The following is a 22383-nucleotide window of genomic DNA, read 5'->3' as shown; positions in this document are numbered from 1 at the left end:
CCACCGATGTAGAAGGTATTGCCAGCGCTGGGTATGCAATGAGCTTAAACAAAGACATCGAGTTTTACGCGCCTTAATACTGCTTAAAAAGTGCCTGAACAATAAGTTAATCATCACTAGTGCTAGGTTCCCTAATTGTGAGAGTATTCAAGCAACTAACAGGGAGCGATAGCACGTGCATATACCCAAGCATTTTAAACAAGACGACTGGACAACTATTTCTCAACTGATCTCCAGTTATCCACTTGCCACTATCACCACTCAAAGTGATGCAGGTTTGGTGGCCGATCATGTGCCCTTACTACTGGCTAAAAATGCTCAAGATGACTGGTGTTTACAAGGTCATATCGCGCGAGCTAATCCCTTAGCTAAGCGTTTGCAGTCATGCTTATCTGCATTGGTGGTGTTTCAGGGGGAAGATGCTTACGTATCGCCAAACTTTTATCCCTCTAAGCAGGCTAACCCCAAGGTAGTGCCAACTTGGAATTATCAAGCAGTGCATATCAATGGCGTTATTCAGGCTAAAAATGATGCCGCCTGGACGCTGGATTTATTGCAGCGATTGACTCTAGAGAACGAGCAAAACCAAACTAAGCCTTGGCAAGTAAGTGACGCACCAGACAACTTTATTGCTCAGCTTAATAAAGCCATTATTGGCTTTGAAATAAGCATTGATAAGCTGCAAGCCCAATTTAAACTTAGTCAAAACCACAGTGTAGAAAATCAACTGGGTGTCGCTAAAGGCTTGGCTAAGATTAAGCCAAGCATGGCTAAGCAAATAAAAGAACATGCCGGGTTAGTAGCAAAGGGTGATGCAAGCGAATGACTAAAGCGAAGTTAGTCTCATGGAATGACGCCAAAGGTTTTGGTTTTTTAAAACTCAGTGATAAAAACGCTGAGAAAAATTTGTTTGTACATGCCAGCAGTTTTGATGATCGAAGCATTAACCCCGAGCGCTTAATCGGCCATTGGTTTACTTATCGCTTATCTGCCGATAAACAAGGCAGGCCCTGTGCCAAGCAACTTAAATTGGTGGGTGAAAAACCGGCGTTTGTTACAAAGACCAACAAGGCTGGACTTGGCGCGAGTATAAAAGTCGCGGTATTTGCCGGTCTACTAACGGCCTTAGTGATGTTGGCAAACTTGCCATTGGCAATTGCGTTGGCCTATTTAGTGATGAGCTTAGTCTGTTTTGCTTTGTATGCTCTAGATAAAAGCGCTGCTCAAGCGGGTCGTTGGCGAGTGCAAGAAGCCAAGCTACATGTATTTTCCTTACTCGGTGGTTGGCCGGGCGCTATGCTGGCTCAGCAGTACTTACGACACAAAACTCAGAAACAGCAATTTCGTTGGATTTACTACGCGACCGTTTTGCTTAATTGTGCGGCATTAGCATATTTGCTTACGCCGTCGGCCGCGCCAATGCGCCAAACAATAAGTGAGTTTGTGTCGAGTTTTGTTTAAATGAATATCACCATCGAGCCTTATTCCACTAGGTTTGCTAAACAAGTCGCCGATGTTTTTACTCAAGCAGTGCATGCAATTAGTGATGAGCACTATAGCGCGGAACAAAAACAAGCATGGGCAGCAACACCCGTAGATTACTCATATTGGCAGCAACGCTTAAAAGCTGAACGCTGCTTTGTGGCCTTGCAAGCTGAAACGGTAGTGGGCTTTATTGAGCTAGAGGGCTGCAATATTGATTGCTGCTATGTTTTGCCAAAATACCAAGCTAAAGGTATTGCGCTACAAATGCTTCAGTATATTGAAGCGATTGCTCGCCAACAGCAAAGGGAATACTTGTTTGTTGATGCGTCTAAAGTGGCTAGGGGGTTCTTTGTTAAACAAGGCTTTAGCGTGATTAAAACCAACAAGGTACAGCGAGCAGGGCAAACTTTGCTTAACTTTAGTATGCAAAAATCCCTGTAGCTATTCCCATATACTGTAAAGCTAGCGAGATAGTGCTGACAATTATCATAATGAAAGATCCTCGCGCTTGTTTTTAAATAGTTCATGCTAATGGCAACGATGTGAGGACGAAGCATGAAAATTATTATAGGTATTTTACTGGTAACGTTGAGCGGCTGTAGTCAGCAGCAGGCTTATAATGCCATGCAAGGAAACCAACGACAGCAGTGTGACAAACACACTAATCATCAAGATTATTTAAGCTGTATGGATCAAGCGGATGTGAGCTTTGAAGAATACCAGCGTCAGCGCGATGAACTGCTGAGCGATGAAGCAAAATAAAAAACCAAGCCTAGGCTTGGTTTTTGGTATTTCAAGGGAGTTTAAAGCGCTTCGCCGTTCACACTAAGCAGTACGTCTATATTACCGCGAGTAGCGTTTGAGTATGGGCAAACCTGATGAGCAACTTTAACCAACTCTACTGCCGATGCTTGCTCTAGTTCTAGCTCTACTGCCAGCGCGACTGTTAGTGCAAAACCGCCATTGTCATTTGGGCCAATGCCCACAGTAGCAGTGGTTGGGGCAGATTTAATCGCCACTTTACCTTCTTTGGCGACGTGTAAAATGGCATTAGAGAAACACGCGGCATAACCTGCTGCAAATAGTTGCTCTGGGTTAGTGGCTTCGCCGCTGCCGCCCATCTCTTTTGGGTAGCTAAGAGCTAGGTCTAATTTTTTATCGTCGGTGCTTACTTGGCCATTACGACCGGCTAGTGCTGTAGCTGAAGTAGTGTATAAGGTTGTCATATCGTGTCCCTTTAATTTAAGTTGTGCGCAATTTAATTGTTTGCAACTTTAGTTGAGGGTGAGATGAAATGCAAGTATATTGTGCACAATTTATTTTATAAAGGTTTTACCATGAGCAAGTTAAGTGAGCAATCTGACCAGGTGGTGAACCTCAGCTTAGACAAGCAGCTATGTTTTTCTTTATACAGCGCGTCAAATGCCATGAGCCGTGCCTATCGCCCGTTGTTAGATAAACTCGACCTTACCTACTTGCAGTATATAGTGATGATGGTGCTGTGGGAGCACGACAGTGTCAGTGTGAAAAGCTTGGGAGAAAGAGTGCATTTAGACTCTGGTACCTTGACTCCTTTGCTAAAAAGACTAGAAGCAAAAGGTTTGGTGATTCGCGCAAGAAGTGAACATGATGAGCGAGTACGAGTGATTAGCTTAAGTGAGCAAGGTGTGAGCTTACAACAACAGGCTGAGAGCGTTCCTCAAGCCATGTTGTGCCAAGCTGATATGCCGTTAGAAGAACTGCAGGCATTAAAACAAGGCTGCGATCGCTTGTTTGCCAAGTTGATGAAATAACTGTCATTAGTCGCTCATTTAGCTTGCGAGTGACAACAAGTTTTATAAAAGGTCTGTAATAACTCGAAATAAGTAATCGGTATAACGATTAGGCTGGTTACACTAATGCCTTACTCAACCATGGACAATGCTCATGCCTCAAGGCGCGGTAAAAGAACTCAAATTATTTAGTTTGGCGTGGCCCATTTTGGTTGAGCAATTAACCAGTGGCTTTGTGGTAATGGTTGATATTTACTTCCTGAGTTTACTAGGGGAAGACGCTGCCGCGACTGCTGGCTTGCTAATGCCCTACTTATGGATTGGCTTCTTTGTTTTGCCGATGCTTTCTACCGGCGGCACTGCGGCAGCATCGCAGTATTATGGGGCTAAGCAGTTCGATAAAGTGATACCGGTATTTATGACCAACGTTTTATTGCTTGGTTTGGCTGGTATCGCCTTTAGTATTTTTACCTATCTCAACTATAACAATATTGGCGTGTGGCTGAACTTCCCTGCGGCAATGCAGCTGTATGCTGAAGACTACTTGGCCATAATGGCGTTTACCTTTGGTTTCTTTGGTTTGCGCTGTGCTTATGGCTCTATTTTGGCCGCAAAAGCCATGACCAATTGGAATATGTTGGCGTCACTACTGACGAACGTGGTGAATGTTTTTTTAAATGCTACCTTCTTTTTTGGCTGGTTTGGTATCGAACCCATGGGTTTAAAAGGCATCGCCTTAGGCACAGTGTTGTCTTACCTGTTTGCCTGCTTAGTGGTGATGGTGATTGTGCATGTTAAGGCGCAAGTGAGCTTTGAATTTAACCGCGCAATTATTCCGCGGATGCGCGCAGTGTTTAAACCCTTGATGAAAATTTCTATTCCCTCTGCCGCAGAGCCTGCCAACTATACTCTGCAGCAAATTGTAGTCGCAGGTATTTTGGCCACACTTGGGGTGTTGGCGGTGTCGTCTTATACCTTTGTGCTGCGCTTTTTGTTTATTTCAATGGCAGTGAGTTGGTCGTTAGCAGCGGCAGGGCAAATTATGATGGCGCATCAAATGGGCGCACGAAAACTGCAAGAAGTGGATGCTACATATAATCGTTGTGTTAGCTTGGCGATATTATTCGCCTTTGTGAACATGTGTATATTTGCTTGGTTCTACCAACCTCTTATTGGTCTTTTTAGTGATGATCCTCAAGTGGCTTTTTATGCCAAATGGTTACTGATTATTTGTATTGTTATGGAGCCATTTAGAGCGATTAATATTGTGGCTGGCATGGGCCTAAAAGCGGTCGGCGATGGGCGCTTTGCGGCGACCGTAGGGGTTGCTTTTATTTGGGGTATTGTGCCGATTATTTACCTGTGTTCTATATCTTGGCAGTTGGGCATTATTGGCGCATGGGCATGTTTTGCCTTAGATGAAGTGGTACGCGGGCTGATCAATCATTGGCGTTGGAAAACTTACCGCTGGCATAACATGGGCATTGTTTAGCGGTGATTACACGCCAAGCTTAGCGATAGTTCACATTCTAGATTGCTTCGCTATTCTATTTGCTGCAAATTAGGCTAATACTTATCAACACGTTAGCGTGATCCTCGGGTTTATTGCGGTTCGCTGCAATAAATGGAATTGCCGCTGGCTTAGTTTGGCGGCAGACAGGGTTGTTTTATTCCTTTAAGTAGCGAGAACAGCAATGAAATTAGAGTCTTTAGCACTTCACCACGGCTATGAATCAGAAGCCACTACCAAAGCTGCGGCAGTACCGATTTACCAAACCACGTCTTATACCTTTGACGATACTCAGCACGGCGCAGATCTCTTCGATTTGAAGGTACCTGGCAATATTTATACGCGAATTATGAACCCTACCACCGATGTGCTGGAGCAAAGAGTTGCCGCAATGGAAGGTGGTATTGCCGGCTTGGCCTTGGCCTCTGGCATGGCAGCAATTACGTATGCCATTCAATGTATCTGTGAAGTCGGTACGAATATCGTCAGCACCAGCCAGGTGTACGGTGGCACCTATAACCTATTTGCCCATACTTTCCCTAAACAGGGCATTGATGTGCGCATGGTGTCGGCTGATGATTATGCGGGTTTTGAAGCCGCGATTGATGAAAATACTCGCGCCATTTTCTGTGAATCTATCGGTAACCCAGCAGGTAATGTTGTCGACTTGATTAAACTAGCGGAAATTGCCAAAAAGCATGGCGTTCCTCTTATGGTAGACAACACCGTTGCTACGCCATTTTTGTGTCGCCCTATCGAGCTAGGTGCCGATATTGTTATCCACTCGCTGACTAAATACATTGGTGGTCACGGCACTTCAATTGGCGGCATTATTGTGGACTCAGGTAAGTTTGATTGGGTTGCCAATAAAGAACGCTTCAAGATTTTGAATGAGCCGGATCCATCTTACCATGGTGTGGTGTACACCGAAGCGCTTGGCCCTGCTGCATATATTGGGCGTTGTCGGGTGGTACCGCTGCGTAATACGGGAGCGGCTATTTCTCCTATGAATGCTTTTCAAATTCTCCAAGGATTAGAAACACTGGGTTTACGCATGGAGCGCCATTGTGAAAATGCTGAAAGCTTAGCGGCATACTTAAAGCAACACCCAAAAGTGGAGTGGGTAAACTACGCCGCTCTGCCTACTAGCCCTTATAATGAGGTTTGCCAAAAAATCGCAGGTGGTAAAGCCTCTGGCATTTTGAGCTTTGGTGTTAAAGGCGGTAAAGAAGCCGGCGGTAGATTTATTGATGCTCTACAAATGATTTTACGTTTGGTGAACATAGGCGACGCCAAGTCATTAGCTTGCCACCCAGCTTCAACGACTCACCGCCAACTAAATGAAGAAGAACTGGCAAAAGCAGGTGTTAGCTCAGATTTAGTGCGCATTTCGGTAGGTATCGAAAACATCGGCGATATCATTAACGATGTAAGCCAAGCTTTAGAAAAAGCCTAGTATTTACACATTTGATGAATAAAGCCGACGAATAAGTCGGCTTTATTTTTGCTAGCATCAATTTCCTGCTTGCTCGAACCAATTTGATTTAGGTATTGGATCAGATTGATAAACTTAAAAGAAGGTCATTAGGGAGTAACGACCTTCTATTGAGGTTTACTTCAATTGCACCACCGTATCACAGCGCTTCTCTATCATGTGTGGGTCATGACTCACCAGAAGCAAGGCACAACCCTGTTCTTTAGCGAGGTCTACCAGCAAGTCTGTGACTTCTTTTGCGATGATAGGGTCGAGCCGTGATGTTGGCTCATCGGCAAACAAAAATATCGGGTCGAGTAGCAGAGCCCGTAATATAGCAAAGCGTTGCAACTCTCCTCCAGAGACCTCGGTACTTCTGCGTGCCAGCAATTCTGGTGCTAGCTTCAGCTTGTTCATCAACGGTGCAATTCGCCCTCTGTCGATCTGATGCAAATTTATGACATCTTCTAACAATACGCCAAGGCTTACGCTTGAAGTAAAGGCCGCTGGTGGATCTTGAAATAGCTTTAGCCATTGATAGGGTTTGGTATTTGATACTTGCTTGCTTACCTTGCCACTAATCGGTGGTAGCAAATTTAACAAGGTGTCACCCAGCGTACTTTTACCACTGCCACTATCTCCAACCACACCCACCACTTCGCCCGCATGAATGGTAAAATTTATGCCTGCAGACAGAGCTTGTCCGTTACGCCCAATCGCCAGGCTTGTCGCACTTAGCACCGGCTTTTTATCTATCAAGCCCTTAGTACGTTGATCCCAATGCCGAGGATCGGCACCGATAAGTGATTGTGTGTAAGAATGCTCGGGTTGATTCAGCACTTGTTCTGCACTGCCTTGCTCAACTACAACACCTTCTTTCATCACTATGATGTCGCCACCAATTTGCCTTGCCACCTCAATATCATGAGTAATGGTGAGCAAGCCGCCACCTTGAGCACTTTGCAACAGCAATTGAATAATGTCATCTCGGCGGCTTACGTCCAAACCTTTAGTTGGCTCATCAGCTAAAATCAGCTTAGCACCACCTGCAGTTGCGGCTGTTACCGCTAAGCGTTGCGCCATGCCTCCAGATAATTGGCCCGGTCTTTTTAAAGCACTGGATTTTAGATCGACTTTTTCTAAATCTTCCATCGCTTGGTTAAACGCCCGCTCATGACTTAAACCATGTAAACACTCATAGACCTCTAACACTTGTTGGTAAGCTGGCATTAAAGGGTCTAGCGCGCGCCATGGCTCTTGCGGCAACATAATCACCTCTTTACCCCATAAGCTAACTAAAGAGCCGCGGTCGTGTAATTTACCAAATACTTCCACTTGACCCTGTTGGCTTAACTCGTTGGGGAGTAGGCCAATAATAGCCTGTGCCAACAAACTCTTGCCTGATCCCGTTTGGCCAAGAATAGTTAAAGGTTTATCTCGGTAAAGACTCAGTGAAAGCGGCTGAAGGAGCTCAAGCTCTTTTGCATTGATCGATAGATCAGTGAGTTGAATTAAGAGATTCACGACTCGCTCCTGCTAACAAATGAAAACCAAGTACTAGCAATGCCACCACAATAAGCGGCTGCATTAATACCCAAGGCGCTTCAACATAAAATGGGAATAGCTCAACACTCATCAAACCTAACTCGGCCAATGGTGGTTGAATACCTACCGCAACAAAGCCAAGAGAGGCCATCATTAAGATGGCATTGGCACCACCAAAGGCCGCCATGGTGAATACTGAAGATGAGATGGCTGGCCATATATGGCGCTTAAATTGATACCATTTCCCAAAGCCCATCATTACTGATACTTGGCGCTCAGGGCTGTCCATTAAGGTACGGGTTATTGCGCGAGTGACGCGGTAATACTCTACCCATTGCACTAAGGAAATCGCAAAATACAGAACCACAAATGATCCTGGAGCAATCGCCGATAGCAATAACACTAATACCAAGCCAGGTAAGGCCAACAGTATGTTTACCAGTACATCTAAGCTTTGTTCTACGCGGCCGCCAGCCCATGCGGAGCATACACCTAGAGTCACCCCTAGAATAGATGAGGTGAGTACGCAGAACACACCTAAACTAAATGACAATACAATGGCGCTGGCTAGCCTTGTCATCATGTCGCGACCAAAATGGTCTGTGCCAAACCAGTGGTCGCTGTTAGGCGTTATAAGGCGAATAGAGAGGTTTTGCTCATCGATGGTATAGGGCGAGAAACCACCCACCAACAAAGCAAAAGCAAATAACCCCAGTAAAAGCGTTAGCCCTAATTTTTGGTTCAAGCTTAATGACTTAATCATTGTTCTTGCTCCCCTCTAGGGTCAATCCAATAACACAGTAGATCGATAATGCCATTCAGCACCACAAACAGAACCCCCATGGTTAAAGCACAGCCTTGAATAACTGGAATATCACGAGCAAAGATTGCATGGGCTAAACCATGCCCTACACCAGGCCAAGAGAAGAGTGACTCAATCATCACAATACCTTCGATAACACTGACCAGTTGAATCCCAATGAAGGCAACGATGGGCACAGCCATATTGCGCATGCCGTGGCGAAAGAAGGTTTGTCGCTCACTTAAACCTTTAACCCGAGAGAACTGGTAAAAGGGCGAGCTTAATACTCTTCGAACACTGCCATGCACCACCCGGTTAGACACCGCAGCTAAGCTAATGGCAAGGGTAATACTTGGAAGCACCAAGTGTTGCCAAGTGCCAAAACCCGCCACCGGAAACAGTGGCCATTCCAAGGCAAAAAGCAGGATTAAAATTAAGCCAAGAACAAAAACAGGCATGGCTCGGGTGCAAGTGGAAAACCACACCATTATTGAATTTACCAGCCCTCCCTTTTTGGCTGACCAAGTACCAAGGGGCAGTGCAATACAAATTGATAATGCAATACCAAAGCCCGCTAACAGCAGCGAGTGACCGAGCTGATGTAGCACGGTTTCACTCACCGGCAAACCGCTCACCAGAGAGTTCCCCAAGTTAAACTGTAATAACTCGAACAACCAATTCACATAACTTGAGAGCCATCCTTGGTCTAAGTTGAGTTCTTGTCGGACTAATTCAGCGGCAGCCGAATCGACATTGTCTTGACCGTAACGGCTTGCCGCAATGCGGTAAGCCATATCGCCCGGTAGGCTGCGCATTAACACAAAGGTTAGTGTGCCTACTCCCCACGCCACCAACACTAATTGGTAAAGGCGCTTCCGAAGAAGCTCCCATATCATTATTTAATCTCCATCTGGTTAATGAAGTAATCGCGCTCAAACGGGTCGAATTGGAAGTTTTTAACGCGCTTATTAACCGATGTGTGTTGGCTATAACTAGAAATTGGCAATACCGGATACTCGTTATAAATTGTGGCGGCAACCTGTTGGCTGAGTTCTAAAGAACGCTCAGGATCTTGCGAGCTCACCAATTCCGTAATGGCACTATCCACCTCCGCATTGTTCCAATTCATGGTTCCCCAATCACCGCCACCATGGGCGAAATCAGTACTCATAATAGGAAGAGGGTCACCACTAAAACCAAAGTTACGGGCGATTAATGCCATTTCTAACGAGCCGTCTTTATGGCCTGCAGGAATCATACTTGAGTTAGTAATATCCACCTTAAGCTCTACCCCCAATTTAGCCCACTGGGCCTGAATTGCGGTAGCAACGGTGGTTAGCTCGGGGCGATCGGCGTAAGTAATCATAGTTAATTTAAATGGATTGCCATCACGCTCAAGCACGCCAGAGTCACCCTGTTGCCAACCTAGGTCAGCCAAAATGTCTCGTGCTTGCGCTAGGTTGTAGCCATTGGTTTCGATACCTTCAACAAACCACTGTGACATTGAACTGGGCATCAATTGCGAGGTTTCCGAGCCTTCAGAGCCAAGCACGTTAGTCGCAATGGCTGCGCGGTTTAGTCCCATACTTAAGGCTTTACGTACTTGTATGTCATCCAAGAATGGATGTGCTGCATTTAATTTAATAAACATGGTACGCGGCACCAAATGGCTATAGAGCTGCACTTCATTTGAGCCATCCAATTGCCCCAGCATTGATGGTTCGAGGGTGAATACGATATCTGCCTCACCTGATTTAGCTTGGAGAATCCGGCTTTCAGCCCTATGTCCGGTCAAATAGGTCGCAAACTCAATGCTTGGTTTTTGTCCCCAGTAGTTGTCAAATTTCTTCACTGTTAGCTTATGTGGCGGAGCAAAGCTACTCATTTGGTAAGGCCCTGAGCCAAAGAGTGTCTCAACTGCACCATCTTGTTTGTAAGACGCGGGAGACAAAATTGCATTGGAATAATTAGTAAGCAGCGAAGCAAACGCAGCATAAGGCTTAGCTAACTCAATGCTAATTTGTTCACTGTTTAGCGCTTTTATACTTACTACTTCGGCCTTATTTAAGGTGCCGTGTTTACTCTGTGCAAACTCTAGGCTTTGAACTACTGAGTCAGCATCCATGGGCAGACCATCATGAAAAGTCACACCTTTACGCAGGCTTAACTGCCATGTCAGGCCGTCTTCACTACTGCGCCATTCGGTCGCTAAACCAGCGGTGATAAGCCCTTTGCTATTTACGTTTAGCAAGGTTTCAATCACTTGCATCCGCGTCAAAATGTAGCCTTGCTTAGACGGATCTAAGCTGGATATTTCCCAAGGTCCACTGATGGAGAGAGTATTGGCTTTAGATGGAACAATTTGGTCTGATGATTTTTGAGTAGCGGTGAATGCGATAACTGCACCCACTGCGATAACCGTGGCAATTAAAATGCCACGTTTAAGCTTCTTCTTTTTATTGATAGAAGCATACGATAATTCGGTCATAACAAGTCCTAACGATGTTAATTAGCGTTATAAAAATGGGATAGAAAAATTGTATTTGAAGCTTAAGTAACGCTAGGAGGAGACCGAGTACGAGGAAGTTCTTTTGAGATGAATGCTATAGCTTGTGGTTCAAACGTCTGATAACAATGGGCTTTATCTGAGCGACATTCCAGTGTTGCCGCTGCGTTCACGGCATTGTTAATTGCTTCATACATTTCACATTGATGATGTTCGTGAGCCTCATGTTCCATTTCCATTGAATGCATAAGCGACACGGTACTCAGCCCTAAAGGGAGTATGAGCATGGCCAGCAATAGCAGCTTATTTAATTGAAGAGAATGGAAATAGCGCAAAACATGAGCAATGTGAAAATAAAACAGTGTGATAATGTAACAATTAAAACTGAATCACACCACACAATAGAGATGCTTTCCCATTTTAAATTTTTCGGACGTTAGTGATTCTATATAGGCTTAGGAAGTGATTGTTTAACCTGAAGAATGTATTGTGCGGCTGGTTTTATCATTTGCTAACGCCTTGCGATACCTTAGCTTGGGGCTTAATGGTGATATAGCCTCAATCTGCATATATTCCCTCGTTATTACTGTGTTCACAGCTTTGCAAAAAAACGGTTTTTAATTACGAAATATCGCCAAGATTTTGTTCAGTGAACTGGCTTGGGTTTTTATCGTAGCGAGCTAGGTATATTTGATTACAGACTTAAACTTTCACACTAAGGACTCGTAATGCGTTGTTTTCATGGAGTGTTTATTCTCTCCTTACTGATTAGCCTTTGGGCGTGTAGTTCTAGTTCTGTTACTCAACAACAAGCGCTGCAAAATGTGAGCGTTTACCGCCCACTGGCCGATTACGACCCGCAATTACGCTTACAGGTTGAGGGGCGCTTTATCGTTAACGGTAAAGGTGAAAAAGTGCGTTTAAAGGGCGTCGCTTTTGGCAACGAGGTATGGGCAAATACCCGTATTCCTAACAAACATCATAACGAACAAGACTTTGAACGCGTTAAGGCGATGGGTTTTAACAGCATTCGCTTTTACCTAAACTACCAAACCTTTGAAAGTGACTCTGCACCTTATCAATATCATCAAGCGGGTTGGGATTGGTTGGATCAAAACCTAGCGTGGGCTGAAAAACACGGCATCTATTTAGTGTTAAATATGCATGTACCGCAGGGTGGCTTTCAGTCTTTAGGTGGCGGAGATGCCTTATGGGAGCAAGCTGAAAACCAACAACGGCTGGTGAGTTTGTGGCAGGCCATTGCCAAACGCTATCGAGGCCATCCTAATATTGCTGGTCTAGATTTACTGAATGAACCCATTACTAGCCGCAGTAAACAACAATGGGTGGATTTGGCCACTACAGCGCTTGCGGCGATTCGCCAAGTAAATCCCGAGCATATTGTGTTTGTAGAACGCTTATTAGCGGTGCAAGGCAAATGGCAGATCGATCAGCAACAAAACTTCTTTAAGCTAGACGACCCCAATCTTGTTTATCAGTATCACTTTTACGAGCCGATTGATTACACCCATCAGCAAGCCTCTTGGTTGAGCCAATTTCAAGCACCGGCGCAATATCCCGATCCTGAGCGCGTTAAAGTTATCGGTTCGCCGCACTGGTACGACGCCTATTTTAATAATCCTAGATTGAGCGAGCACAATGCAGATTGGCAGTATTTGCAGGGGCACAAGTTTGCTCTTACCGATCCCAAAGTAGAGTTAATGTATCCGGCTTTAGTCTCTGCTAATAACGCAGGAGATACTTGGTTTAAGCAGGTAACCATTACTGAATACGCCGCTGATGGCGAGCAAGTATTGCGGCACATTGAGGTGGATTTAAGCCAACATTCAAACTGGTACTTTTGGGCAGCCAACAACAAGGGCGCTTCGAGGTCGCGCATTCTAGAAGGCGAAGATGCCATTCAGATTAGCAATACCAGTGGTGATGCTAACAGCGGCAGTTCCCAGCAATTTATTGTGCCAACCCTAGGCCATTATTATCAGATCTCCGCCTGGGCCAAAACCAGTAATGCAGGGAGCGCGGCTCATGTGCAAGCGCGCTTAGACTTCCAAACCGGTGTTAACGCTATTTTACCTTGGGATAAAGCCCTGATAGCCGAAATAATACGACCTATCGAGCAATGGGGAATGGATCAACAAGTGCCTTTATATTTAGGTGAGTTTGGCTGTATCGCTGCGTGTTTTAAAGACCAAGCGGGCGGCTTACAGTGGGTGAGTGATGTATTAGACGTAGCTGACAGTTATCAAACCCATTTTAATTTGCATACCTATCATGAAGATCCTTTTGGTTTATATTTTGGCTTTGGCAGTCTTCCGCAAGCCGATAAATCGAATCAGCCATTAATTCAAATGCTTACCGAAAGGTTAAATGATTGAAACGTAGATATTGAAGCTTAAGTGAGACCTGCAAACCTTCAAATGAGTTAATTTGAAGGTTTGAAACATCGCAACATCAACTACACTAAAAAGTATATTGTCAGTTATTGCTCTCCTTTAGGGACTAAGGAAATAGCATGAAAATGATTGTACTGGTAATGCTGATGTTAATAAGCGTTAAGCTTCATGCGGGGCCAAGCCTTCGTATTTCAACAGTAGAAACCATAGCGGCTCTTCCCAACGTGAGCGAGTTAGTGAGCAACGCTTACGCCGAACTGGGTTATCAGGTAGAGATAATTCCTATGCCAGCTAAGCGTTCTTTGTATCAAGCTAAGAACAATTTTGGCATTGATGCCGAATTAGCTCGAACCGAGTATGTCGCCAGCTATTTACCTCATCACTTAATGATTCCCGTGCCATTGGCTTACATTAATATTGCGGCATTTGTGAAACGCGAAGACATAGATATTTCACAATGGGAAGATTTGCAAGGTTATCAGGTCGCTGGGGTTCGTGGTCATCTGTTCTTAGAAGTTAAACTAGAAAATCACGCCAGCACAGTCTTCTTTAGTGATGCCCATCAGGCTCTCACCATGTTAGGCAGAGGGCGGGTTGACGTAGTTATTCTGCCGCAATCGATTGGCGAGTATGTGGTAAAAAAATATTGGCACAAACAAATAGAAATGCTGTCACCCGGCTTAGACGCCATTCCGGTTTATCATTATTTACACGATAAACATCAAGACATTGCCGATAGTTTAGCCACTGTGCTGCGTAAGCTAACAGCCGAACCGTTGGTTAAAAACTAATTGGTAACCTAGCACAAGTGTTTGCTTCCATTGATTATTTATCTTCTCATCAGCTTGTGGTTGAATAAGTGCATTAGGCGCTTATTCATCATTGTTCTAATGTTATTCGCTTGTTTTAATTAAGATGAACAAAATGTAATGTTGCAGCCACCTTGTGGTAAGGCGCGGTTTTATAAACTGCTTAGCGTCAATTAAGCAAATAGGATTACCGAATGAAACTGCCAATTAAATTCTCGAAAAAATTATGTGTAGCTGCTGCCGTAGCGTTAACCTCAACCGCAGCGATTGCCGACGATGATGCCTTATCCGCGCTAGCGCTTAAAAAAGCGGGCTTTAGCTTAGAGCAAGCCATTGAAAAGGTTAACACCACTTACCCAGGCCATATCACCGAGCTTGAGCTGGACGACTATAAAGGCCAAGCGGTTTACGAAGTGGACGTGATTAACTTAGCGCAAGAACAACAACATAAACTTAAGCTAAGCCTTAGTGATGGCGAAATGCTAAAAAATGAAAGCAGTAAACTGACCATATTAGGTGTGAGTAAAATAGACGATGATGAGCGTTTGGCCTTGGAGCAAGTAGCGGAGTCAGAACTGTCACTGCAACAAACCATTGCCATGTTAAATGATAAGTACCAAGCGCAAGTATTGGAGTTTGAACTAGAAAACGAAAAAGGCATTACCTTTTACAAGTTCAAATTATTAGGTCAACAGGGTAAACAACGCGTGATAGTAGACGTTGTTACTGGCGAGACCATTCCAGTGCTTAAGCACTAAGTTCTTGCTGCTACGGTTGGCCAAGTGCCAACCTTATTTTTATCTAGCTATAGGCCAAATCGAGTGCGAATATTAGTTATAGAAGATGACTTAACGACTCAGCAGTTTTTGCAGCGAGCCTTAACTGAGCAAGGCTATCAGGTAGATGTGGCGAGTGATGGCCAAGATGGGCTGTTTCTCGCTTTAGAGCACAACTACCAGCTACTGGTACTAGACAGAATGCTACCTAAGCTTGATGGTTTAACGGTATTGTCTACGCTGCGCAATGCTAACAAAACCTTGCCAGTGCTGATCTTGAGTGCTTTAGACAGTGTAGATGAACGGGTCAAAGGTTTACGAGAAGGTGGAGACGACTACTTAGTTAAACCCTTTGCTTTGGCTGAGTTACTAGTAAGAATAGAAATTCTCTTACAGCGGCAGCGTGGCCAAGCAGAGCCGCAATCTAACAAATTGCAGGTGGCCGATCTCAGCATGGATTTATTGGCTAGACAGGTTTGGCGTGGCCAGCAAGAGATTGTACTGCAACCTAAAGAATTTAAGCTGTTGCGTTATTTAATGGAACACGCTGGCCAAGTGGTTACCCGCACTTTATTGTTTGAGGCGGTATGGGATTACGATTTTGATCCACAAACCAATGTTATTGATGTGCATGTTGCGCGCTTAAGAAAAAAGGTAGAACTTGATGGCCATAACCCACTACTTGAAACCGTACGTGGCGTGGGTTACCGGATGGTGGCGAAATAACCACCAAGCGAGCTCAGTTTGGCGCTTAACTCGGCTCTATACGGGGCTGCTCATGCTGGTGGTTGGCATATTGCTGTGGGTACTTTACCAACTCAGCGTTGGTCAGCTCGGCCGCAGCCAAACTCTGCAGCTCAATCAATTGCAACAACAGCAACAAGTATTGGCCGAAGAACTTAGCCAAGTTGATTTTATTCGTCAGTTTGAGCAACAAGCCGAACAATCGCGCCAGTTTATTATGGTCTACAGCGATACCCACACCACCTATGGTCGCTTAGCTGCTATTCCTAAACGAGTGACTGCCTGCCCGCAGATAGCGCGCTTTCCTGTTTATAATTACAATGAAATTCGGCTATTTTCCGGTTGTGTACAAAGCCTCGACAATGGCCGCTTGCTGGTGGCTACCGATGACGAAGCCCTGTTTGATTTACGTGAGCAATTTATTCAAGCCAGCGTTGCGGCCTTAGCACTTGCCCTAGCTTTGGGGCTGATTACCGGTTGGTTCTTTTCTGCTCAAGTATTGCGCCGAGTGAATAGCATTAACGAGATTGCGCTTAAGGTTGAAGCGGGCGAATTGAGTGCGCGAGTGCCATTAAGCAAACGCAATGATGAGTTTGATCACATGGCAACTCATATCAACAAAATGTTGCTGCAAGTCGAACACTCCTTTGATGCCATTACTGGAGTCACTGATGCCATTGCTCACGATCTACGTACTCCTTTAGGGCGGTTAAGATTACGTTTGGAACAAGCGCTATTAGATGCTGAAAAGCAGCATGTAACTAGCGAGCAACTTAGCAGCATGTTAGCCGAACTAGACGGTATATTAGCTACTTTTACTGCCATGTTAGAGCTCACTCGCTTGGAACAACAGCAGCAAAAAGCTAATTTTAAGCCGCTAGACTTAGTCAATATTGCAGAAGACGCCATTGAGCTGATTCAACCACTAGCTCAACAGCGCAATCAAGTGCTTAATGTAGAGATTAAGCAAGCGTGTAAGTTGCAAGGTGATGCGACCTTGCTATTTCGTGCTATTTACAACTTGCTAGAAAATGCCAGTAAATATGCTGGAGAGCAAAGCCAAATTAAACTCACAGTTAACGCTACGGGTTTTTCGCTTAGCGACAATGGCCCCGGCATTCCTGAGTCTGAAACCGATAAAGTATTTCAGCGTTTATACCGTTTAGAAAGCAGCAGAAACAGCCCCGGTTATGGCTTGGGTTTACCCTTAGTGCGGGCGATTATTCGTTTACACGAAGGAGAGGTGAAGCTGCAAAGTAATCAGCCTGGTTTAACCGTGCTGGTGAATTTTGGTGAGTAATTAACGGCCTAAAAAAAGCCAGTACTCTAAAGAGACTGGCTTTTTACTTTAGACTGAGAGCAATCTAAGAATGTACCTTTCTCTTGTTAAGCTTATTCGCTTTTCTAGCAAAAAGGTTTACGTAATAAGTAAAATAAAACTGTTCCATAGTATTCCCACCATCCAATGTTAGTCACTGATGCGTTAGGCCGACAGCCTAATCGCACGCACAGCCGGCAAAATGCCAAACTGCAAGGTGCGAGCTAATTGCTCTACCAGTAAACGATAAACTTTGGCCACAATTGTTTACAGAGTGAGCAAATGGATCTGTGACGGACGTTGATGATTTGTTGCTTTTGTGTATGTTCTTTGTGATCTGCCCGCGTATTGCTAGGTTCTATTTACGCTAGAAGTATAAGCTCTTGAATTGTCTTATTTTCAGCTCAGTTCAAATACCGACTTATTCCATGCCGTTTTCACTCTGAGAGTGAAGAAGGCAATGCTGATTTGGCAGCATCTACCTTAGGGGTTGAGGTCGATTGCCAATAAATCATCGCGACAGCCAAAGCAAAGTAACAGCCTGCCAATGACCATAGGTGAGTGAAGTGATGTTGAATCTCGCTAAAGCTTGCTCCCATCTGATTCATTTTTAGCATGCCCAATACCATCGGTTTGGCCGGAACTAAATCCGCAATAATATTGATAGGCATGGGAATGGAGCTCAAAGGCCAAATAAAGCCACAGGCGAACACAATGGGAAGCGAAGTCATTAAGCCAACGATAGTGGCGTAATCTCGTTTAGGCAGCAAGCTGGCGATGCACATGGCTAAACCGCTGGCGGCTAGCAAAAATGGCAGCAATAGTTTGTAAATATCGGCCACATTTGCCCAGTGATGTACGCCGTAATAATCCAATACTATGCCAATGTAAAAGCTGCTCATTAACCAGTAAATCGCTACAAACAAAATGCTGCGAACCATGACTATTTTCCACGCCGGAAAAAAGCGAACTAAATTCGGTTTTATTGCTGGCTTGGTCGGGCTGGCGTGTAAGCCTATGGCAATCAACAAAGTTTGATGCAGTATCACAATAAATACCGCAGGAATAACGTAATCCAAGTAACCCTGATGAGCATTAAAGGCTGCGTTGGTGCTGAGCTGTACGGGTGAATGCAGTTGGCTAGCAAGAGAGATAGGCACGCCATCGACCACCATTTTGGCGACTTTAACCTGAGCTGCCAAGGTGGCCGACGTTTCCGCCAAGCCTTGCACAATAGTGCCATACACTAAGAAGTAAGAGGCATCACCGGCATAAGAGAGAGTGGGTGAGCGACCCATTAGAACATCGCGATAGAAGTTTTCTGGGATTACTAGCAAGCCTCCCACTTTGCGTTCAACCAATAGCTGTTGAGCTTGCTCAATACTGGCGACTTGGCTGGTGACTTCTAGCAAAGGGCTGGCGTTTACCATACGAATGAGCTGGCGGCTTAATTGGCTGCCATCGGCATTAATAACGGTGATCGGTTGCTGCAGGGGTGTTTGTTTTATATAGGGCTGCGGATATAAAAACGCATAGAGCAGCAAGCCTCCAAATACTGTTAACAACAAGGCTCGATTGGCCAAAATTCGACGCAGTTCTAAACGCAGTAATACCCACCAACTCATGACCGTAGCTCCTGAGCGCCTGGTTGCGTAAAGCGAATTCGAATCAGCCAAGCGGCACTAATAAACGCGACGCTAAATAGCAACAAAGCCTGTAAAGAAGGTAAAGATTGCAGGGCACTTGCACCATAGTTGGCTTGCGATACTTGGGTTTCAATGTAATGGGTAATAGGGATAAGTTGTCGCCAAAACTGGGCAAACCAAGGCATGTCGCTAACCGGAAAAGTCACTCCCATAAACGCGAAGCTTGGTGCCGTAAGCGCCCCAGCAAAACTCAATGCTCGGGCAACATCTTGAAACAACAGCATAAAGATTAACGCTATTGCTTGAGAAGCGATCACACATAGCAGTAACGCGAGCAATAATACACTCCATGAACCGCGCATTGGCCAATCAAAACCGTGGAACATTAAGGTGCATAACAAGACCCCTTGCAACCACAGTAGGCTGCCAAAAAACAGTAACTTTACGGTGATTTTTTGCCAAGCTTGTTTGGCTAACCAGGTTTTGTAGCTATGGTCACGCAGTTCCGCCCCTAAGACTAAAATCATTACTGCCATGATCAAAATTTGCCAAAAGGCAGGCAGTGCAGCCGACACAATAAACTGGGCATAATTGCTATTACCGTTATACAAAGCACTAATTTGGTTACGTATGGGTAAGGCTGAGCCTAGCGCTTGTAGTATTTGAGTATTGCCGTGGCTAAGTGCCCGCGCCACTTCAACTTTGGCACTAAACGTACCGTGGCTTTGGCGCAACGCAGAGTTAATTTGTTTACCCAGTACCATAAATTGGCTGTTGTAATACGCCGCTACTGTTGGGGCATGGGCAAGCTTGGTGTGTTTCTCTAAATCTCTGGGAATAATGACTAAAGCAGATACTTCGCCAGTTCGTAGCAATGAACGCGCTTCCGGTTCGCCGCTCACACTGACGACTTTTAAGGTGGGGCTGGCATCGTAATGACGAATTAAACTACGCGATAGCTGGCTGTGGTCGTGATCCACCACCGCAATATCTAAATCGCGGGTTAACCCTGAGGAAAATACCCACCACACACCAACAAAAGCCAGTAAAGGCAGCCAAGTTAGCATGGCCATTAACCAACGGTTATCGCGCAGCAATGCCCATTGCTGGGCAACTAACTGCCTTAGGCTAAGGCTTGAATCATCGGTATGTGGCATGGCTTATTGCTCAAGCGCCACAATGGCACTCATGCCTACCCGCAACTGCTCAATTTGCTGCAACGGTCTTGCTTCAATCTCAAAGGTACGCAAATCAAAACCAGTACGGCTGTCGGTGGCTCGCCACGTGGCAAAGTCTCCCATTACCGCTACATGAGACACTTCAAATTTAAATTCTTGGTTGTCTAACGCGGGTAACTTCGCTACAAATTGCTCGCCAGTTTGAAACTGGCTGAGTTGGTCTTCTCGCACATGCAGTACTAACCAAGCGTCTTGCATATCTATAATCGATACCACTGGGAACCCGGTAGGAGCCAGCTCACCGGTCTGTAATAGCAACTGGCTCACTTCGCCGGAATGCCAGCTTTTTACCAAGGTATCGCTAGAAAAGGCTTCCACCTCGGCAACTACTCCAGCGGCTGCGCGAGCTTGCTCTAGCGCTGCGCGTTTGGTTTCGTCACGGGCGCCTTCTTTCGCCAATTGGTACATTTGTGAGGCGGCGTTCTCGGTATAACGAGAGGCTTGCCACTGGGTATAGGCTTCATCACGCTTTTGCTCAGACACTACGCCGTCTTCAAATAGGTTATCTACTCGCTGGTAGGTTTTTTCTGCCAATTTAGAGGCTGCTAGTGCCTTTTGCCATTGATCTTTAGCAGCTGATATTTCTTGGCTGCGTGCGCCGTTTTCAGCTTGCTCTGCGATGGCTGACGCGGCTTCTTGTCCGGCCTTTGCTTGTTCTAATTTGGCGTCTAATTCTGGGCTAGTAATAGAAAATATCAGCTGACCCGGTTCCACTTGATCGCCTTTCCTTACCAATACTTGGTCAATACGACCGGCCACTTTAGAGGATATGTTGTATTGCTGCGCCTCGATTTGGCCCTGCAAAATCTGCGGTTTAGGTTGGTAGGCTTGCCAAAATGAGTATGCCACCCAAGCAATAATGGCCAAAAGCGGAACAATGGGTAAAACAGCTGAAAGCTTGCGCATAATAAGTAAACCCTAGTTAAATCGGTAATATTGTGAAAACTGCGCCATTTCACCACTGAGTGCAGTGAGCTTTGCTAAGGCGATAACATGGTGATAAGCAGCCGATTGGCGTTGCGTTTTTACGCTAGCTTGGTACATCTCGGCGTCTACTACATCTAGCGAAGTAGCCAAACCTTGGCTAAAGGCTTTTAAGCGGATCCGTAAGTTTTCTTTCGACAGTGCCAAAGTAGATTCCAAGCCTTGATATTCTTCTAAAGCTTGCTCCGCTTCGCGGTAGGTTTTCTCTACTAACAAGCCTAAATCACGTTCGGCTTGAGCTCGAATATAGCCAATTTGCACTAAGGTACTGTTGGCTGCTAGCACTTTGCCCGAGCGTCCAGAGTTATCAATAATCGGTACCGATACACCAACCCCTACCATCCAGTCGGGCGCGTATTTAGCGGCTAAACTATCACCTTTATAAATATCGTAGTTACCAAACATATAAACCTCTGGCATATAACTGCCTTTGGCAATGGTGACCATTTTCTTGGCTTGTTCTGATTTACTGTCGAGAATGGCCAAACCCGGATAACTATTAAGCGTATGGCTCATAAAGCTTTCTAATTCGGGGATCTGCTCTTCGGTGAATAAGCTTGTGCTGGGTTGCACTGCATGCTGGCTATGCACTAACTCATTTAAGGCCAGTTGGGCTATTTCGTAGTTGCGTAGCGCTTTTTTGGTATCGACTTTCGCTTTATCAAATGAAGCGTCGGCTTGCAGCCGCTCAACATAAGCAATTTGCCCTTGCTGCTCTAGTTTTAATGCGTTTCGCTGGTGCTTCTTTAAGCCGTCTTCAACATCTTTGTAGGTTTCTGCTACTTGGGCGGCCAACACTACACCAAAGTACACTTTGGCTAAGTCTTCAAACTTAGCTTGTTGTTGCATGGCCAGCACTTTGCCTGCTTCAATATTTTGCTCGCGAGCAATATCAATAGCGGCGCCACGGCGGCCACCGGTATATAAAGGCCAAATGGCGCGAATAGAGCTAGTAGTTATATCTTGTTCAGTGAAGTTTGTTACCGTGGGTAAGTTTAATAAAGGCGCTAGAATTTGCCCTAATGCTGGGTCAAGCCCGCTTAGATCTAAAGACGCGAGTGGTTCTAAGTCTTTTAGATCAAGAGAGACCGGTTTTTCCAAACGGGTATAGTTACCGGTTAAGTCCACCTTGGGAAAATACAAATCTTTGGCGGCATCGCGCATTGCCTCAGAGCGAGCTACGCTGGCTTTATTCGCGGCGAGGCTTTCGTTCTTTTCTAGCACTTCTAGCCATGCTTGTTCAAAGCTCATTGCGAAACAAGTACTGCTCACTAGCGCACAGAATAATCCGACTAAACCTACCGAAAAGAGTTTAGGGCTCTTAAATCGAGTAATCACTAAGTATCATCCTTAACAATAT

The 22383-nt window shown here is 45.2% G+C and carries 21 protein-coding genes; 12 read left to right on the top strand and 9 right to left on the bottom strand.

Translation table 11 applies throughout. The annotated features are described in order from the left end of the window. The first annotated feature begins 175 nt into the window (after window positions 1-175). From Q4592_RS15625 to Q4592_RS15610, 4 genes are all read left to right on the top strand, one after another. Entirely contained in the window at window positions 176-826 is a 651-nt protein-coding gene (locus Q4592_RS15625; RefSeq protein ID WP_303514804.1) for an FMN-binding negative transcriptional regulator, read from the top strand. Beyond that, window positions 823-1461: a DUF1294 domain-containing protein gene (locus Q4592_RS15620; RefSeq protein ID WP_303514803.1), complete on the top strand. Its 639-nt coding sequence runs from the start codon at window positions 823-825 to the stop codon at window positions 1459-1461. Before Q4592_RS15625 ends, Q4592_RS15620 begins: the two co-directional genes overlap by 4 nt. Beyond that, on the top strand, window positions 1462-1926 hold the full coding sequence (locus tag Q4592_RS15615; RefSeq protein WP_303514801.1) for a GNAT family N-acetyltransferase: 465 nt from the start codon (window positions 1462-1464) through the stop codon (window positions 1924-1926). 114 nt (window positions 1927-2040) lie between these two features. Continuing rightward, window positions 2041-2247 (top strand): hypothetical protein, encoded by a 207-nt coding sequence (locus tag Q4592_RS15610; RefSeq protein ID WP_303514800.1) that lies wholly within the window; start codon window positions 2041-2043, stop codon window positions 2245-2247. Between the two features lie 41 nt (window positions 2248-2288). On the opposite strand, the gene Q4592_RS15605 is transcribed toward Q4592_RS15610, so the two are convergent. Then, window positions 2289-2711 (bottom strand): organic hydroperoxide resistance protein, encoded by a 423-nt coding sequence (locus Q4592_RS15605; protein WP_303514796.1) that lies wholly within the window; start codon window positions 2709-2711, stop codon window positions 2289-2291. Between the two features lie 111 nt (window positions 2712-2822). On the opposite strand from Q4592_RS15605, the gene Q4592_RS15600 reads away from it, so the two are divergent. The 3 genes from Q4592_RS15600 (at window position 2823) to Q4592_RS15590 (ending at window position 6223) form a co-directional block, all read left to right on the top strand. Further along, a complete protein-coding gene (locus Q4592_RS15600) occupies window positions 2823-3278 on the top strand; it encodes a MarR family winged helix-turn-helix transcriptional regulator (protein WP_303514794.1) in 456 nt (151 codons plus the stop codon). 133 nt (window positions 3279-3411) lie between these two features. After that, a complete protein-coding gene (locus tag Q4592_RS15595; protein WP_303514791.1) occupies window positions 3412-4749 on the top strand; it encodes an MATE family efflux transporter in 1338 nt (445 codons plus the stop codon). A gap of 202 nt (window positions 4750-4951) precedes the next feature. After that, entirely contained in the window at window positions 4952-6223 is a 1272-nt protein-coding gene (locus tag Q4592_RS15590; protein WP_303514789.1) for an O-acetylhomoserine aminocarboxypropyltransferase/cysteine synthase family protein, read from the top strand. Between the two features lie 156 nt (window positions 6224-6379). On the opposite strand, the gene Q4592_RS15585 is transcribed toward Q4592_RS15590, so the two are convergent. Genes Q4592_RS15585 through Q4592_RS15570 form a run of 4 tightly spaced genes read right to left on the bottom strand, consistent with a single transcriptional unit; the run spans window position 6380 to window position 11076 of the window. Continuing rightward, on the bottom strand, window positions 6380-7765 hold the full coding sequence (locus tag Q4592_RS15585; RefSeq protein WP_303514785.1) for an ABC transporter ATP-binding protein: 1386 nt from the start codon (window positions 7763-7765) through the stop codon (window positions 6380-6382). Next, on the bottom strand, window positions 7740-8549 hold the full coding sequence (locus tag Q4592_RS15580; RefSeq protein WP_303514783.1) for an ABC transporter permease: 810 nt from the start codon (window positions 8547-8549) through the stop codon (window positions 7740-7742). The genes Q4592_RS15585 and Q4592_RS15580 overlap by 26 nt, the downstream gene beginning before the upstream one ends. Beyond that, window positions 8546-9484, bottom strand: coding sequence for an ABC transporter permease (locus tag Q4592_RS15575; RefSeq protein WP_303514781.1), 939 nt, complete (start codon window positions 9482-9484; stop codon window positions 8546-8548). The genes Q4592_RS15580 and Q4592_RS15575 overlap by 4 nt, the downstream gene beginning before the upstream one ends. Further along, window positions 9484-11076, bottom strand: coding sequence for an ABC transporter substrate-binding protein (locus tag Q4592_RS15570; RefSeq protein ID WP_303514780.1), 1593 nt, complete (start codon window positions 11074-11076; stop codon window positions 9484-9486). The genes Q4592_RS15575 and Q4592_RS15570 overlap by 1 nt, the downstream gene beginning before the upstream one ends. A 746-nt stretch (window positions 11077-11822) precedes the next feature. Between Q4592_RS15570 and Q4592_RS15565 the strand changes: the two genes are divergently transcribed. The 5 genes from Q4592_RS15565 (at window position 11823) to Q4592_RS15545 (ending at window position 17137) form a co-directional block, all read left to right on the top strand. Then, entirely contained in the window at window positions 11823-13490 is a 1668-nt protein-coding gene (locus tag Q4592_RS15565) for a cellulase family glycosylhydrolase (protein ID WP_303514778.1), read from the top strand. 137 nt (window positions 13491-13627) lie between these two features. Beyond that, window positions 13628-14299 carry an ABC transporter substrate-binding protein gene (locus Q4592_RS15560; protein ID WP_303514777.1) on the top strand — a complete coding sequence of 224 codons (672 nt, stop codon included), beginning with the start codon at window positions 13628-13630 and terminating at the stop codon, window positions 14297-14299. 212 nt (window positions 14300-14511) lie between these two features. Continuing rightward, window positions 14512-15075: a PepSY domain-containing protein gene (locus tag Q4592_RS15555; RefSeq protein WP_137672532.1), complete on the top strand. Its 564-nt coding sequence runs from the start codon at window positions 14512-14514 to the stop codon at window positions 15073-15075. Between the two features lie 63 nt (window positions 15076-15138). After that, window positions 15139-15819, top strand: a complete 681-nt coding sequence (locus Q4592_RS15550; protein ID WP_137672531.1) for a response regulator transcription factor — start codon at window positions 15139-15141, stop codon at window positions 15817-15819. After that, window positions 15758-17137 (top strand): HAMP domain-containing sensor histidine kinase, encoded by a 1380-nt coding sequence (locus Q4592_RS15545; protein ID WP_303514772.1) that lies wholly within the window; start codon window positions 15758-15760, stop codon window positions 17135-17137. The genes Q4592_RS15550 and Q4592_RS15545 overlap by 62 nt, the downstream gene beginning before the upstream one ends. Before the next feature lie 455 nt (window positions 17138-17592). On the opposite strand, the gene Q4592_RS15540 is transcribed toward Q4592_RS15545, so the two are convergent. Genes Q4592_RS15540 through Q4592_RS15525 form a run of 4 tightly spaced genes read right to left on the bottom strand, consistent with a single transcriptional unit; the run spans window position 17593 to window position 22361 of the window. Next, entirely contained in the window at window positions 17593-18780 is a 1188-nt protein-coding gene (locus Q4592_RS15540; RefSeq protein WP_303514769.1) for an ABC transporter permease, read from the bottom strand. After that, entirely contained in the window at window positions 18777-19958 is a 1182-nt protein-coding gene (locus Q4592_RS15535; protein WP_303514766.1) for an ABC transporter permease, read from the bottom strand. Before Q4592_RS15535 ends, Q4592_RS15540 begins: the two co-directional genes overlap by 4 nt. Window positions 19959-19961: 3 nt before the next feature. Beyond that, entirely contained in the window at window positions 19962-20945 is a 984-nt protein-coding gene (locus Q4592_RS15530) for an HlyD family secretion protein (RefSeq protein ID WP_137672527.1), read from the bottom strand. Window positions 20946-20957: 12 nt separating this feature from the next. After that, a complete protein-coding gene (locus tag Q4592_RS15525; RefSeq protein WP_303514763.1) occupies window positions 20958-22361 on the bottom strand; it encodes a TolC family protein in 1404 nt (467 codons plus the stop codon). Window positions 22362-22383: the final 22 nt, after the last annotated feature.

Origin of the sequence: Agarivorans sp. 1_MG-2023 (genome assembly GCF_030548385.1) — a bacterium.
Taxonomy (GTDB): Bacteria; Pseudomonadota; Gammaproteobacteria; order Enterobacterales; family Celerinatantimonadaceae; genus Agarivorans.
This window is presented reverse-complemented; position numbering and strand designations above follow the sequence as displayed.

Coding starts and splice junctions, on each gene's coding strand:
- Q4592_RS15620 (WP_303514803.1), top strand. CDS start 823: ATGACTAAAGCGAAGTTAGTCTCATGGAATGACGCCAAAGGTTTTGGT.
- Q4592_RS15615 (WP_303514801.1), top strand. CDS start 1,462: ATGAATATCACCATCGAGCCTTATTCCACTAGGTTTGCTAAACAAGTC.
- Q4592_RS15610 (WP_303514800.1), top strand. CDS start 2,041: ATGAAAATTATTATAGGTATTTTACTGGTAACGTTGAGCGGCTGTAGT.
- Q4592_RS15605 (WP_303514796.1), bottom strand. CDS start 2,711: ATGACAACCTTATACACTACTTCAGCTACAGCACTAGCCGGTCGTAAT.
- Q4592_RS15600 (WP_303514794.1), top strand. CDS start 2,823: ATGAGCAAGTTAAGTGAGCAATCTGACCAGGTGGTGAACCTCAGCTTA.
- Q4592_RS15595 (WP_303514791.1), top strand. CDS start 3,412: ATGCCTCAAGGCGCGGTAAAAGAACTCAAATTATTTAGTTTGGCGTGG.
- Q4592_RS15590 (WP_303514789.1), top strand. CDS start 4,952: ATGAAATTAGAGTCTTTAGCACTTCACCACGGCTATGAATCAGAAGCC.
- Q4592_RS15580 (WP_303514783.1), bottom strand. CDS start 8,549: ATGATTAAGTCATTAAGCTTGAACCAAAAATTAGGGCTAACGCTTTTA.
- Q4592_RS15575 (WP_303514781.1), bottom strand. CDS start 9,484: ATGATATGGGAGCTTCTTCGGAAGCGCCTTTACCAATTAGTGTTGGTG.
- Q4592_RS15570 (WP_303514780.1), bottom strand. CDS start 11,076: ATGACCGAATTATCGTATGCTTCTATCAATAAAAAGAAGAAGCTTAAA.
- Q4592_RS15565 (WP_303514778.1), top strand. CDS start 11,823: ATGCGTTGTTTTCATGGAGTGTTTATTCTCTCCTTACTGATTAGCCTT.
- Q4592_RS15560 (WP_303514777.1), top strand. CDS start 13,628: ATGAAAATGATTGTACTGGTAATGCTGATGTTAATAAGCGTTAAGCTT.
- Q4592_RS15555 (WP_137672532.1), top strand. CDS start 14,512: ATGAAACTGCCAATTAAATTCTCGAAAAAATTATGTGTAGCTGCTGCC.
- Q4592_RS15545 (WP_303514772.1), top strand. CDS start 15,758: ATGGCCATAACCCACTACTTGAAACCGTACGTGGCGTGGGTTACCGGA.
- Q4592_RS15540 (WP_303514769.1), bottom strand. CDS start 18,780: ATGAGTTGGTGGGTATTACTGCGTTTAGAACTGCGTCGAATTTTGGCC.
- Q4592_RS15535 (WP_303514766.1), bottom strand. CDS start 19,958: ATGCCACATACCGATGATTCAAGCCTTAGCCTAAGGCAGTTAGTTGCC.
- Q4592_RS15530 (WP_137672527.1), bottom strand. CDS start 20,945: ATGCGCAAGCTTTCAGCTGTTTTACCCATTGTTCCGCTTTTGGCCATT.